Source organism: Polyangium fumosum, assembly GCF_005144585.1.
Lineage (GTDB): Bacteria > Myxococcota_A > Polyangia > Polyangiales > Polyangiaceae > Polyangium > Polyangium fumosum.
Map to the genome: position 1 here is coordinate 105422 of NZ_SSMQ01000018.1, position 12551 is coordinate 117972.

A 12551-nucleotide genomic window follows, 5' to 3' on the forward strand; every position below is an offset into this window, starting at 1 on the left:
CACCGCAGAAGATGAGGCTGGGTTGGAATTACGAGAGCTTGCCCTTGCTCACGAGATCGTCGAACGCGAGATCGAAATCGTCGCCGAGGAGCTCCGCGCCGGCCGCCTTCGCCTGCTTGGCCGGGACCGGGTTCGGCTCCAGCCGGCGAATACGATCCTGCACGCCGCCACGCGGCTCTCGGTAGTTCGGGTCGATCTGCCCGACGCGCTTGAAGTAATAGAGCGCCTGCTCCGGGTTTTTCCGGGCCTCGTACGCGTCCGCGAGCTCGTACGCGAGCGCGAGCTCCTGTTCCCGCGTCTTCTGCCGCGCCTCGAGCCCGCGCAGGAACGCGTCGATCGCCGCGTCCACGTTGCCGAGCTGCAGGTGGATCATCCCGATGACCGACCGGCACACGCATTCACGGGACGGGTCCCGCGCCGCGACCTCGAATTCATGGATTGCGTCCATGTACATGCCCATCTCGCGATAGGCGACGCCGAGATCGTAATGCGTGGCCGAATCCGCATCCGAGATCTGCGCCTGAACGCCCTGCTTGAACTCGTCGAAAATCTTCTCGACGTTGACACCGGGGAACTCGGGCGGCGCCGCTGCGGCCTCGGGCGCGAACTCCAGGTCATTGATCATGTCCTGGATCTCTTTGAAGTCGTTATCGGCCGGGTACTCGCTCTTCTTCGTGATGATCCCGCTGCCGCCGCCCGGCAGATCCGGCACGTACGAAGGCCGGCCCATCTGCTCGAGCTCGGCGCGCTTGTAGAGCAGGAGCGGGTGGTTCGGCAGGAGCGCGAGCTGCTCGTCGAGCATGGCGCGCGCGTCGTCGAGCATGCCTTGGTTGGCATAGAAATCGATCTGCTCGAGGACGTCCTCGTCGAGCGTGTGCCCCGTCTGGCTCCGCGTCGGCGCAGGCGGATGCTGCGGCGGCGCGTACGGCTGCGCCGGGTACTGCGGCTGCTGCGCGTAGGCCTGATGCTGCTGCGCCGGGACGCCCGCGAACGGATCGTCGAGCGCGCCGAGCTGCCCCTGCGGCTGCGCGTACGGATACGCTTGCTGCTGCGGGTAGACCTGCTGCGGCTGCGGCGCATCGACCTGGTAGCCGAGCGCGCGCAGCATCTGGATCGCCTCGGGTTGCGACGCATCCATGAGCAGGATCTCGTCGAGCAGCTCCGCCGCCCTCTTCACGTCGCCTTCGACGCTCAGGCGCTGCGCGAAGATCAGCATCTGGCGGATCGCGCCTTCCTCGTCGCCCGCCTCCTTGAGCACGTCGACGAGCCGCGATCGCAGCTCGTGCGAGGTGGGCACCATGGCGACGGCGTCGAGCAGGATCGCGATCGCCGAGGGATAGTCGTACTGGCTGCGGTACGCCTCCGCCCGCTGCATGTACTGCCGCGCGCGGAGCGCCTCGTCGTCGTGGTGCGAGGGCTGGAGCGGGATCGGCGGCTCGGAGTCGGGCGGCAGATCGTCGACGTCGACGTAGTCGTCGCCCACGACGATGACCGAGTCGTCCTCGACCTGCTTGCGCGGCGGCGCGGGCCGCTGCGCCGCGAGCTGCCGGACCGCGTCGTCGTTCGGCGCGCGCGCGAGGAGCGCGTCGACGAGCTCGTTGAACTCGTCGTTTTTCTTGGCTTCCTTCGCGAGGCGCGCGGCCTCCTTCAGGACCTCGGTCGCCTTCGGCCCCTGCCCGAGTTTGTCGAACGCCTTCGCCAAGAGGCCGAGCGTCTCGAGGTCCTTCGGGTTCTCCTTGAAGGAGATCTGGAGCTTCGCGAGCGCGGTCATCGCGTCGGTTTGCTGCGCGCGCTCCAGGTACATCCTCGCCGCGACCTTGGCGTACTTGCCGTCGGGCTTGATCGCGAGCAGCCGGTCGAGGACCTTCATCGCGTCGTCGCGACGGCCGATCTTGACGAGGACCTCCGCCGCTTGTCCGAGCTGCCCGATCGCCGCCGGCGTGTCCTTGATGCGGCTGTACGCCTCGGCGAGGCGCAGGCGCGGCACGGGGTTTTGCGGGTCGAGATCGACGACCTTCTTCAGCGGCTCGATCGCCTCGCGATCCTTGTTCGCCTTGTGCAGCCGGTTCGCGATGTCGTCGTACGTCGCGGCCGCGTCGCTCGTCAGGCCGAGCTGCGTGTAGAGCTCCGCGAGGCGCGGCAAGACCCAGCCAAACCGTTCGAGGAGCTTCGGCGCGCGCTTGTCGATGATCTCCAGGATCTGACGGTAGACGCGGATCGCCTTGAGCGGCTCGGGCGGCTTCTGCTCGATGTAGAGCCGCGCCACGACCTCGTACGTCTCGATGGCCTCGGCGTACTGCTCGATCTTGAGGTGGCAGTCGCCGATCTTGAGCAGGACCCGGACGTCCTTCGGATCTTCGGCGATGAGCCGCTGGAACTCGGCAATCGCTTTGTCCCAGCGCTTTCCTTCGACGAACTTCTGCGCTGCTCGGAGCACCTTGTCGCGATCGACCGCCACGGCGATGGGATTCTCCTCGAGAGAGCGACCGGGGACGACGCGACGCGACGCTTCGCGCCGCCTCATCCACGATTCATCATCTAACGGAACGACGACCCGCACAAGCACGGTCGCGTCAGAACGGAGTATCGAAACCAAAACCGGGCGATCTCAGGCGAGCCGCGATCCCGGCTTTTTCAGTTCGGCAGCTTGAAAATCGCGAAGAAGGCGGCGATGACCGCCGACACCGCGAGGATCATGGCCATCATAGCAGTCGGCCCGGCGTCCTGCACAGTTCCCCGCGCGAGCTTCTTCGCCCGGCCGCCGATCACGTGGTGGATCCCGATGATCACGAGCGCGAAGAGCAGCTTGCCGTGCATCCAGTGGTGCTCGACGAGGTAGTAGCGCGTGTCCATCAACAGGCGCGCCACGCCGGCCACGAACGAAAGCACGAACGCAGGCACGCTGAGCAGCCGGTAGATCCGCTCTCCCAGCGCGCCACGAACCTTCGGGTCGGTCCCGCCCGCCGTGAGAGCGAACGCAACCGCGAGGATCGAGCCGATCCAGACGAGGTTGCCCGACACGTGGAGCCACACGAGGGCGATCTGGGGTCCGTTCATCGTAAAAACGCGTTACCTCTTCGCCCGAGCGACGTCGACTTTTCTGCGCCCGAGGTCGCGAGAAACCACACGCGAAGGCCGGATTTCCGGGGCTTCGGCTCGACCGATCCAGGGCCGCGCTCTACATTCGGAGGCCCATGACCAGAAGCGCTGCCTATCGTGCCCCGTTCGCGCCGGGCGGAGACACCGAGATCGACGCCGACCTGTGCGGACGCCTCCTCGCCGTCGCCCTCTCCAAAGGCGGCGAGTACGCCGATCTGTTCTTCGAATACCGCGCCGGCGGTGGCTTCTCCTTCGACGAAGGCATCCTCAAGGCCGCCTCGCGCGGCGTGTCGATGGGCGTCGGCGTACGCGTGCAGCGCGGCGACGCGACGGGCTACGCCTACACCGAGGACCTCTCGTGGGAGTCGATGAAGCGCGCGGCCGAGACCGCGGCGCAGATCGCCACGAGCTCCGGCGGCACGACGCACGTGCTGCCGAGGTTCCGGCCGCTGCCGAACCGCTACGACGTGCCGCTCGTTTCGCTCGACGTGCCCGGCATGGAAAAACGCGCGCTGCTCGAACGAGCGAGCGCCGCGGCCCTCGCCGAAGGTCCGCACATCGTGAAGGCCGAGGCGAGTTTCTCCGAGGAGATCCGCGAGATCCTGCTGGCGACGAGCGACGGCGTGATGGCGCACGACGTGCAGCCGCTCTTCCGCTTCAGCGTGCGCGCGATCGCGGAGCGCGACGGCAAACGGCAGGAAGGATCGAGCAGCGGCGGCGGACGAACCACGCTCACAGCTTACTTCGCCGATCTCTCGCCGGAGATGCACGCCCGAGAAGCCGCGCGGCAAGCGACGACGATGCTCGACGCCGAGGAAGCGCCGGCGGGCGAGATGAACGTAGTGCTCGGCCCCGGCGACAGCGGCATCCTCCTGCACGAGGCCGTGGGCCACGGGCTCGAAGCCGACTTCAACAGGAAGGGCACATCGAACTACGCCGGCAAGGTCGGCGAGCCGGTCGCGAGCCCGCTCTGCACCGTCGTCGACGACGCGACGCTGCTCTCGTCGCGCGGCGCGATCAACGTCGACGACGAGGGCAACGAGCCGGGCAGGAGCGTGCTCATCGAGAACGGCACGCTCGCCGGGTACATGCACGACCGGCTCTCGGCCAAGCACTACAAGCTCGCGCCGACGGGCAACGGCCGGCGCGAGAGCTTCGGCGCCGCGCCCTTGCCCCGCATGACGAACACCATTCTGCTCGCGGGTCCGCACGATCCGGAGGAGATCGTTCGCAGCGTCAAACGCGGCGTGTTCGCGAAGAAGTTCGGCGGCGGCCAGGTCGACATCTCGAACGGCGACTTCGTGTTCTCGTTGACCGAGAGCTACCTGATCGAAGACGGCAAGATCACGCGGCCTCTGAAGGGCGTGAACCTCATCGGCAACGGCCCCGACGTGCTCGGCAAGGTCACGATGCTCGGCACGGACCTCGCGATCTCCGACGGCATCTGGACCTGCGGCAAGGACGGCCAGAGCGTGCCCGTCGGCGTCGGATGCCCGACGATCAAGATCGACAAGATCACCGTGGGCGGCACCAAGATCGGCTGAAGTTTCAGCGCGGCAGGCGCACGCTTGCCGCGCCGCAGCATGAGCTTTATAGCGACGCCCGATGTCGCGCCGCTCGTCGTTCATCGTCATCGTCGGGCACGGCCCCGAGCTCGAACGCGAAGAGTGCGCGGCGAGCGTGCTGCGAGGCCTCGGCGCCACGGTGCGCACGCTCGATCTGTGGGACGAGCCCTCGCGGTGTTTCCAGCGCGAGGACGACGAGGCGCGGGCGATCCTCGTGGAGACGCCGGAGCGGCCGGATCTCGCGGTGGCGGCGCTCCGCGCGTTGCGGCGGGAGACGCGGCTCACGGGCGTCCCGGCGATCGCGGCCGTCTCGGTGGCGCAGGTCGCGCGGATGGATCCCGCGAGCGGCTTCGACGATTTCGTCCTTTCGCCGTACGTGCCTGCGGAGCTTTACGCGCGTATCCGCAAGGGGGAGTGGCAAAAGAGCGAGTTTGCCACGGAGGAGCGCGTGAAGGTCGGCGCGCTCGTCGTCGATCGATCGGCGCACGAGGCGTGCATCGATGGCCGCAGCGTGCCGCTCACGGCGAAAGAGTTCGCGTTGCTCTCGTATCTCTGCGAGAAGCGCGGCAAGGTCGTGTCGCGCGAGGAGCTGCTCGTGAAGGTATGGGGGCCGCGGTACGAAGGCGGGCCCCGCACGGTGGACATCCACGTGCGGCGGCTGCGCTCGAAGCTCGGCGGCGCGCTGCCGCTCGTGACGCTGCGAGGCGCGGGCTACAAGCTCGAAGCGCCGGACACGCCGAGCCGGACCACGGTCGAGCCGCGGAGGGCGATGCTCGCATGAAGCGCCAGACGATCGCCGTGAGTGTGGGTTGTCCGAGCGGAATCGGTCCCGAGGTCGCGGTGCACGCGGCGGCAAACGCCGAGGCCGAGGCGCGGTGCGTGCTCGTCGGGGATACGGAGACGTTGCGGCGCGCGGCGCGCGACGGGAAGATCGCGGCGTCGAGGTTACGCGTCGTGGCGAGCGCGCAGGAGATCGAGGCCCTCGCGCTCGGCGAGATCGGCGTGTGGGGGCCGAGCACGCAGCTCGCCGCGCCCGCGCAGCCCGGCGCCCCGGATCGCAAGGCCGGCGCCGCGCAGCTCGCGTGGGTGAACGAGGCGCTCTCGCTCGTGCAAGACGGCACCGCTGCCGCGCTCGTGACCGGTCCGGTGTCGAAGCTCGCGATCGCGACGAGTGGTGCTCCCGGGGCAAAAGGTTTTTCGGGACACACGGAGCACCTCGCGGCGCGGCTCGGGGCGCGCGAGGTGGTGATGGCGTTTCGCGCGGCAAACATCACGACGGCGCTCGTCACGACGCACCTTCCGCTCGCGGAGGTCCCGGCGGCCGTGACGCCCGACGCGGTGGCGACAAGCTGTTACTGGCTCGTGCGGCTGCTCCGATCGCTCGGCATGGCGGCGCCGCGCGTGGCCGTCGCGGCGCTGAACCCGCACGCGGGCGAGGGCGGGATGCTCGGGATCGAGGAGGAGACGAGCATCAAGCCGGGGATCGAGCACGCGAACGAGCGGCTCGCCGCGGATGGGTTTTTCGCGCAGCTCTCGGGCCCGCTCGGCGCCGAGACTGCGTTCCGCAAGCAAGCGGCAGGGGCCTTCGACGGGGTCGTCGCGATGTACCACGACCAGGCGACGATCCCCTGCAAGCTCGTGGGGTTTGGCGAAGCGGTGAACGTGACGCTCGGCCTGCCCGTGATCCGCACGAGCGTCGATCACGGGACGGGGTACGACATCGCGGGCACGGGCAAGGCCGATCCACGCGGGATGGAGAGCGCCCTCGCGCTCGCGCTCACGCTCGCGAAGGTGCGCGGGCGCGCGTCGCTCATCGCGGGCACGTCATGACGCGCGGAGCCGCTGCATGAGGTGATCGAGCTGGGGCATGTCGAGGCCCTGCTCGCGGCCGAGCTCGCGGATGCTCTCGCCCATGGCGAGGTGCTGCGCGTGGAGCTTCGGGCCGAAGTGGCGCTCGACGAAGCGCACGGTCTCGGGCGCCAGGCGGCGCGCGAGGGCCACGCCGGGCTTGATGGTGTAGGGCCCGACGAAGCGCGTGAGCACGTGCGCCCACGGCGCGACCTTGCCGAGCTTTTTCGCGAGGCCCTCGCACTCCTTGGCGGCCGCGACCGCGGTCTCGAAGAGGTCCTTGTCCTGGAGCACGCCGTCGATGCCGCGGCCCGCGTCGATCGACGCGATGAGCGGAAAAAACGAGACAGTGCTGGCCGCATTGAGCGAGGCGACGTCGCGCTCGAAGCGCGTGGGCAAACCACCGTTCGTGAGGCGACGCGCGAGGACCTCGAGCGCATCGCGGGACGTCGAGTGCGCGGGGCCCGAGGCGTCGTCGTCGAGGAGCGTCGAGGCGATGCCGGTCGACCAGTACCGAACGACGCCACGATCATCGACGTCGTCCACGTACCCCGCGACGCCGGGCATGGCGCTGACGGCGCGCCGCCCGATCGCCTTCTCCAATGCAGCGAGCTGCGGCGGCAAGACGGGCGTGAGCACGACGAGCGGCACGGCAGGGCCCGCGCGGAGGGCCTCGGCGAGCGCGTCGTCCTGGTTCTGGCAAAGGTGGTCGAGCTGGTCGAACCGAACCGCGAGGAGGAGGAGCGTCGCGTCGGCGGGGATCTGCTCGATGCGGCGCGGCTGCTCGATGACGTCGCGGCGCTTCTCCCCGTTCACCTGCTCGACGACGAACGAGTACGTCTCGGCAAGGCGCGAGGGCCGAACGACGAACGAGACCTGAACGCCCGCCGCGGCGAGGCGTACGCCATAAATGCGCCCGAGCGCGCCCGCTCCGAACACGATCACGTGCATGGTGAGCCGTTACGTACCGCCGCGCGTGGCGCGTGGGAAGACGGTCAGAACAAGCGGCGCGAATCGACGAGGATCGTGACCGGTCCGTCGTTCTCGACGAAGACACGCATGTCCGCGCGGAAGCGACCGGTCTCGACGGGGACGCCGCTCTTGCGAGCGGCCTCGACGAAACGATCGTAGAGCGCCTCGGCGCCAGCAGGCTCCATCGCGCCGTCGAAGCTCGGGCGCAGGCCGCGGCGCACGTCGCCGAAGACGGTGAACTGGCTGATGACGAGCAAGCCCCCGCCGACGTCGGCGAGCGCGCGGGTCATCTTGCCGTTTTCGTCGGGAAAGACGCGGAGGCCGAGGACCTTGCTCGCGACGTAGTCGAGGTCGGCCTGCGCGTCGCCCTCCTCGGCGCCGATGAACGCGACGAGGCCCTGGCCGATGCGGCCCGTGACCTCGCCGTTCACTTCGACGCGGGCGGATAGGGCGCGCTGCACGACGGCGCGCATCGAACGATCAGCCGAGGCCGAGCTCGCGCGTGAGGCGGCTCGTGATCGCGAAGTACGTGCTGCGGTCGTAGGGCTTGTTCAGGATGTGGAAGTCCTTGCGAACGAGCCCGACGCAACCAAAGCAGTACGTGCACTCGGTGCAGTCGACGGAGCGAACCACGTACGAGCACTGCGTGCAGCGCTCGCACGCGACGCAGTGGTTGCAGCGCACGAGGTCGCGCGAGCTGCGGCAGTGCGTGCTGTCCGAGCAGCGCTGCGAGTCGACGCAGTAGTGGCAACGCGCGAGCGCCTTCGAGCTCTTGCAGAACGTGCAGTCGACGCAGCGCTCGCAGCTCACGCACTGCACGCAGCGCTCGTTTTCGGTGCGGGACTCGTGGGCCTGGAAGAGCTTGCGCAGCTCGGCCTCGAACTCGGCTTTGTTCATTGGGCGGACTGGTTCTGCGTATCGGGCCTGCCGCTCACTTGCCTGCGGAGCTGGGCGGCGGCATCGCGGGTGGACTCGTCCTCGGCGAACTCCTCGATGCGGCGCAGGCGCGACTCGAGCACGGCGCGGCGCTTCGGCAGCTCGCCGACGAGGAGCGAGGAGAGCGAGGAGAGCGCCTCACGCACGCGCGACTCGTCGCTGTGCTCGAGGAGCTTCAGGTGCACGTCCTGGTCGTCGGGGAAGGTGAAGCCGGCGCCGAGGAACTCGTTCGCGGCCTTCGTGATGTGCGGGCGCCCCTCGGCGACGAGGAGCTTCGACAGGAGCCGCTGGCGCTCCGTGGCGCGCGGATCACTCTGCGGAGGCGGCGCGAGCACGATGCGGCCCGGCTTCGGCGTCGAGTCGCGGCCGTTCTTGCCGTTCTTTCCGCTGCCTTCTGGCTCCGGTTCCCGGCGCGGCGCGAAGAGCGCCTCGAGCGCGGCGCGATGCTCCTTCGCGACGCGGCTGTCCTGGGGGGTCGTGCCGCTCCGGCTCGTGCTGCCGGCCTTCGGCGCCCGCGCAAACGGCGCGAGCTCGGGGTTGTGCCAGACCTTGGTCTCGTCTTTCCGCATCCGCCGCATAAATTCGTCCTTGCTGCCGCCGGAGGGGGAGAGCTTCGCAGGGCTCGCGGTTCTTGGTCCCGGGACTCGTGAGCCCGGAGGCAACGTTCATGCTCGACGTCCGCGCCTCGTGGCGTGCTCGTGCTTCGCTGGCAGTCGCTCGCTCACGCGCGGGCCCGCCGTGCGGCGTTGCCCTTCTCTGGTTCTCCAAGAACGCTCGTCTGCTTCGAGCCGACCTTTCCCCCGGTGCGGGCCAACTGCGCGGGCGCCTCGGTTGGACTCTGCCCGCCGCCGTCCGAGCGACGGGACGTGCCATGAACGAGGGCGACGTCCGCGCCATCGAGGCGCGCGTGGCGCCGCGATGGGTGCCCCACCTCTACCACAGGCACCCGTGGAAGCCTCAGAAAATTAGGCCCGCGCACCTACCCCATGACACAACGCGAGACACCGGCGTACCCAGCGTCCCGCGCATGGACGGATGGGCGTCGGTGGAGAGCACGACACATGGTCAGCGGTCGTTACGGTCGGATCAGGCGTAGGGTTGCGTCCACGCTCGCGGCGGTGTTGACGCTCGCGGCGCCCTTCGCCTTCGGCGAGGCGTTCGCGGAAGAGGCGGCGCCGAAGGCGGCGGAGCCCGCGAAGGCGCAGGCGCCCGCGAAGACGGAGAAGGCGCCCGAGGAGCCCCAAAAAACCGCCGCTGCGCCGAAGAAACGCAAGAACCGACGCAAGGCCCCGCCGAAGCGCATGGTGCAGGCCGAGCCGAAGACGGCCGAGGTCGCGAACAAGGCGGCGTCGACGAAGGCCAAGCCCGAGGCGGCCACGAAGCCCGCCACGCACGAGAAGGGCGCGACCACGACCGCCGGCACGAAGGCCGCGAGCGCGAAGAAGTCCGAGGGCGCGACCACGACGGCCAGCACGAAGACCACGAGCGCGAAGAAGTCCGAGGGCGCGGCGGGCGTTTCGCGCACGAAAAAGGCATCGACGCGGACGCCGAGCAAGAAGCGCAAAGGCACGAAAAAAGCCGAAGCCGAGACGGACCGCCCACCCTGCTTCGCGCCGGCGGTGTCGATCGATCGGAACGGCCTCGAAGGCGAGACGTTCTCGCTCGTCGACTGCAAGGGCAAGGTGCTCGACGACGCGCGCGAGAAGCTCAGCGTGCTCGCGCGGCCCTGGGGCACGCCGCGGCCAGAGCTTCCGAAGGCGAAAAAGCCCGACCCGCGCGCGGCGAAGCAGGAAAAACCAGCCGCGGCCAAGGGCAAGGGAGGCAAGGAGAAGGAGCCGGCGGTCGCGTCCCACGAGATCGCGCCGAACGTGCGGCTGCTCGATCCAGGGCTCCTGTCGCGAGTCGAGGCGATCGCGAAGCATTTCCCGGGCAAGGGGATCTCGCTCGTGAGCGGCTACCGCCCGAAGAGCCGGGGCAGCTTGCACCAGAGCGCGCGCGCGCTCGACCTGCGCGTCGCGGGCGTATCGAACGAGGAAGTCGTCGCGTTCTGCAAGACGATCGCGGACACGGGCTGTGGCTACTACCCGAACAGCTCGTTCGTCCACGTGGACGTGCGCACGCCGGGGACGGGCTCGGTGACCTGGATCGACGCGTCGGGGCCGGGAGAAGCGCCGCGCTACGTGAGCCAGTGGCCGCCGCCGCCAGAGCCCGCGGATGCGCCGGCAACGTCGCCCGTCGCCGCGGTGGACGAGGCGATGGAGCAGCAGGGCAAGGAGCAGCCCGCGACGAAGGAGCCGCAAACCGCGGCGCAGGCCCCGAAGGATCCCCCCGCGGCGCAGGCCCCTACGAATCCAACGGCGCAGCCGCCGGCGGAAAAGGACGAGGAGCCGAAGGAAGCCGACCCGAAGGATCCTGTGCCTCCCCCGAAGAAGACGCAGCCGACCCCGCCCCCCGCGGCTCCGTCACCGACGACGCGATAACACCCCGCCGCAGCCGTCCAAAGCAGCGACCGCGCAAGCGCGACGCCCACCCCGGCGCCTGCGCTTCAAGGTGTGCCCGTCGGAGCCGTCGGAACGGGCGCCTCGGACGGGAACCGGATCTGCGCCAGCACGGCGAGTTTGTCCGGCGCGGCGATGGGTTTTCCACCGAGCGCGCCCCCGACGCACGTCGCCTCCACGCCCTTCGTCGCGACCTTGCCGATCGCGCCCTGCTCGACGCGGAACGAGACGCCCACGATCTCACCGCGTTGCCCGGCCTGCACGATCTCCGGGCAAAGCTCGACCGCTGCGTGCAAGGCCGCGCCGAGCGCCGGGACGAGCGGCGCGATGTCGGTCCCTTTGGAGACGGCGACGGCAATTTCATAGTCCGGCACCCCGCGCTTCGTCGCCATCCGAAGCCCGACCGGCTCTCCATACTCGATCGCTGGCGGAGGCGGTTCCGAGCGGCAGGCGGACGCCAAAGCCCCAAGAACCACGAGCCCCATCCACAACATTCGGTGTTTCATGCGAGGAGACGGTCAGGGTGACTCGCCGTCGGCGGCGCAGTTGGGCCCACCGCCAGGGGAAACCTGAGGGTCTTCTTCATCGCTCTCCTCCTCTCGTGAGATGCGCCCGAAACGCTCGCGCGGCCCGAGCGGATCCGCACATACCACAGACCCCAGGCGTTCAGGCCGAGCGATGTTCGAGCGCGGCGCCGGCCGGAGTGGCGAGGACGTCGGCGAAGGCGCGCTCGAACTCGTCGATCAACGGGTGCGACGGCAAGCGCACGATGCGCTCGCGCAGCGCGCGGAAGCCGGCGATCTGCGTATCGCGGCCGCGGCGGAACATGGGCCAAGGGTCGCCGTGGGTCGCCGCGCAGACGACGATCGATTGGAAGTTGTCGATCTTGTCCGCAATGGTGATGGCCTGGGCGTCCCAGGGGTTGTTCATGAATTGCTCGAGGTAGCGCTGTTTGCGCTCCTCCCAGGCGAACGTCTTCGCGGGCTCGGTCACGGCGAGCACCAGCTCGGCGACGCGGCGCCCGAACAGACGCGCGATGTCCTCGGCTGTCGCGCCGGTGTCCTCGATGGCGTCGTGCAGCGCGCCTGCTGCGATGACTTCGTCGTCGAAGCCATGCTTGGCGAGGAGGACGGCGACGCCAGCCAGGTGGCTCACGTACGGCACGTCGACGCCGGGGTACTTGCGTTTCTGTCCTCGATGCCAAACCGCCGCCTGATCGAGCGCGCGCTTGAGGAGGGGCGTCATGCCTGGAATCTAGTGTCCCCGAGGCGCCGCGGCGAGCGCCGAGCGCGCGCCGCGACACTTCACGCCGCAGTCAAGCCGGCGCGCCTGCTTCGGACCGCCTCGACCTCAGTACATGTGCGGGGTCTGCTGCGCCGCGGTGACGCACCCGCGCAGAATCCCCCACACAAACATGGACAGAATGGAAAACCCAAGCATTTTCGCGCCACTGGGCTCGCCCTTGATGACCCGGACGAGCCCGACGATGGCCGCGGGACATGAACAAAGGACGATGAGGGCCCAATCCGCCCCGCTGAGTTCTGCGTTCTGGCTCCACGAGTTCTCGAATCTCTGCGGAGGCGCCTCTTTCGGGGGCTCGTAGGGGTTCGGCGTATCGTCACGCATGATCGAA

At 69.1% G+C, this 12551-nt stretch carries 13 protein-coding genes; 4 read left to right on the forward strand and 9 right to left on the reverse strand.

Translation table 11 applies throughout. From position 1 onward, the window contains the following. Positions 1-28 precede the first annotated feature (28 nt). Positions 29-2458, reverse strand: a complete 2430-nt coding sequence (locus E8A74_RS19005; RefSeq protein ID WP_136930444.1) for a tetratricopeptide repeat protein — start codon at positions 2456-2458, stop codon at positions 29-31. Between the two features lie 176 nt (positions 2459-2634). After that, positions 2635-3057, reverse strand: coding sequence for a CopD family protein (locus tag E8A74_RS19010; protein WP_136930445.1), 423 nt, complete (start codon positions 3055-3057; stop codon positions 2635-2637). Between the two features lie 137 nt (positions 3058-3194). On the opposite strand from E8A74_RS19010, the gene E8A74_RS19015 reads away from it, so the two are divergent. From E8A74_RS19015 to pdxA, 3 genes are all read left to right on the forward strand, one after another. Then, positions 3195-4643, forward strand: coding sequence for a TldD/PmbA family protein (locus E8A74_RS19015; protein WP_136930446.1), 1449 nt, complete (start codon positions 3195-3197; stop codon positions 4641-4643). A 61-nt stretch (positions 4644-4704) separates the two neighbouring features. Then, positions 4705-5445 carry a winged helix-turn-helix transcriptional regulator gene (locus tag E8A74_RS54835; RefSeq protein ID WP_136930447.1) on the forward strand — a complete coding sequence of 247 codons (741 nt, stop codon included), beginning with the start codon at positions 4705-4707 and terminating at the stop codon, positions 5443-5445. After that, positions 5442-6494: a 4-hydroxythreonine-4-phosphate dehydrogenase PdxA gene (gene pdxA, locus E8A74_RS19025; protein WP_232379648.1), complete on the forward strand. Its 1053-nt coding sequence runs from the start codon at positions 5442-5444 to the stop codon at positions 6492-6494. The genes E8A74_RS54835 and pdxA overlap by 4 nt, the downstream gene beginning before the upstream one ends. Here the strand turns inward: pdxA and E8A74_RS19030 are convergent. The 4 genes from E8A74_RS19030 to E8A74_RS19045 are packed head-to-tail and all read right to left on the reverse strand — an operon-like array spanning position 6489 to position 8989. Next, the gene (locus E8A74_RS19030; protein ID WP_136930449.1) at positions 6489-7463 is read right to left on the reverse strand and encodes a ketopantoate reductase family protein; all 975 of its coding nucleotides are present in this window, start codon (positions 7461-7463) and stop codon (positions 6489-6491) included. The two genes, pdxA and E8A74_RS19030, sit on opposite strands and share 6 nt — an antisense overlap. Before the next feature lie 44 nt (positions 7464-7507). Next, complete coding sequence (gene dtd, locus E8A74_RS19035) at positions 7508-7957, reverse strand: D-aminoacyl-tRNA deacylase (protein WP_136930450.1); 450 nt, start codon at positions 7955-7957, stop codon at positions 7508-7510. A 7-nt stretch (positions 7958-7964) separates the two neighbouring features. Further along, on the reverse strand, positions 7965-8381 hold the full coding sequence (locus tag E8A74_RS19040) for a hypothetical protein (RefSeq protein ID WP_136930451.1): 417 nt from the start codon (positions 8379-8381) through the stop codon (positions 7965-7967). Beyond that, the gene (locus tag E8A74_RS19045; protein ID WP_136930452.1) at positions 8378-8989 is read right to left on the reverse strand and encodes a hypothetical protein; all 612 of its coding nucleotides are present in this window, start codon (positions 8987-8989) and stop codon (positions 8378-8380) included. Before E8A74_RS19045 ends, E8A74_RS19040 begins: the two co-directional genes overlap by 4 nt. Before the next feature lie 492 nt (positions 8990-9481). Here E8A74_RS19045 and E8A74_RS19050 point away from each other — a divergent pair, with 492 nt between their 5' ends. Continuing rightward, positions 9482-10900, forward strand: a complete 1419-nt coding sequence (locus tag E8A74_RS19050) for a YcbK family protein (protein ID WP_136930453.1) — start codon at positions 9482-9484, stop codon at positions 10898-10900. Between the two features lie 65 nt (positions 10901-10965). Here the strand turns inward: E8A74_RS19050 and E8A74_RS19055 are convergent, their stop codons facing one another. The 3 genes from E8A74_RS19055 to E8A74_RS19065 form a co-directional block, all read right to left on the reverse strand. After that, complete coding sequence (locus E8A74_RS19055) at positions 10966-11310, reverse strand: hypothetical protein (protein ID WP_136930454.1); 345 nt, start codon at positions 11308-11310, stop codon at positions 10966-10968. A 274-nt stretch (positions 11311-11584) separates the two neighbouring features. Beyond that, positions 11585-12163, reverse strand: coding sequence for an HD domain-containing protein (locus tag E8A74_RS19060; protein WP_136930455.1), 579 nt, complete (start codon positions 12161-12163; stop codon positions 11585-11587). Positions 12164-12268: 105 nt separating this feature from the next. Beyond that, complete coding sequence (locus tag E8A74_RS19065; RefSeq protein ID WP_136930456.1) at positions 12269-12544, reverse strand: hypothetical protein; 276 nt, start codon at positions 12542-12544, stop codon at positions 12269-12271. Positions 12545-12551 lie beyond the last annotated feature (7 nt).

Bases quoted from the DNA above. Each gene is read 5' to 3' on its own strand.
- E8A74_RS19010 (WP_136930445.1), bottom strand. From the start codon at position 3,057: ATGAACGGACCCCAGATCGCCCTCGTGTGGCTCCACGTGTCGGGCAAC.
- E8A74_RS19015 (WP_136930446.1), top strand. From the start codon at position 3,195: ATGACCAGAAGCGCTGCCTATCGTGCCCCGTTCGCGCCGGGCGGAGAC.
- E8A74_RS54835 (WP_136930447.1), top strand. From the start codon at position 4,705: ATGTCGCGCCGCTCGTCGTTCATCGTCATCGTCGGGCACGGCCCCGAG.
- pdxA (WP_232379648.1), top strand. From the start codon at position 5,442: ATGAAGCGCCAGACGATCGCCGTGAGTGTGGGTTGTCCGAGCGGAATC.
- E8A74_RS19030 (WP_136930449.1), bottom strand. From the start codon at position 7,463: ATGCACGTGATCGTGTTCGGAGCGGGCGCGCTCGGGCGCATTTATGGC.
- dtd (WP_136930450.1), bottom strand. From the start codon at position 7,957: ATGCGCGCCGTCGTGCAGCGCGCCCTATCCGCCCGCGTCGAAGTGAAC.
- E8A74_RS19040 (WP_136930451.1), bottom strand. From the start codon at position 8,381: ATGAACAAAGCCGAGTTCGAGGCCGAGCTGCGCAAGCTCTTCCAGGCC.
- E8A74_RS19045 (WP_136930452.1), bottom strand. From the start codon at position 8,989: ATGCGGAAAGACGAGACCAAGGTCTGGCACAACCCCGAGCTCGCGCCG.
- E8A74_RS19050 (WP_136930453.1), top strand. From the start codon at position 9,482: ATGGTCAGCGGTCGTTACGGTCGGATCAGGCGTAGGGTTGCGTCCACG.
- E8A74_RS19055 (WP_136930454.1), bottom strand. From the start codon at position 11,310: ATGGCGACGAAGCGCGGGGTGCCGGACTATGAAATTGCCGTCGCCGTC.
- E8A74_RS19060 (WP_136930455.1), bottom strand. From the start codon at position 12,163: ATGACGCCCCTCCTCAAGCGCGCGCTCGATCAGGCGGCGGTTTGGCAT.
- E8A74_RS19065 (WP_136930456.1), bottom strand. From the start codon at position 12,544: ATGCGTGACGATACGCCGAACCCCTACGAGCCCCCGAAAGAGGCGCCT.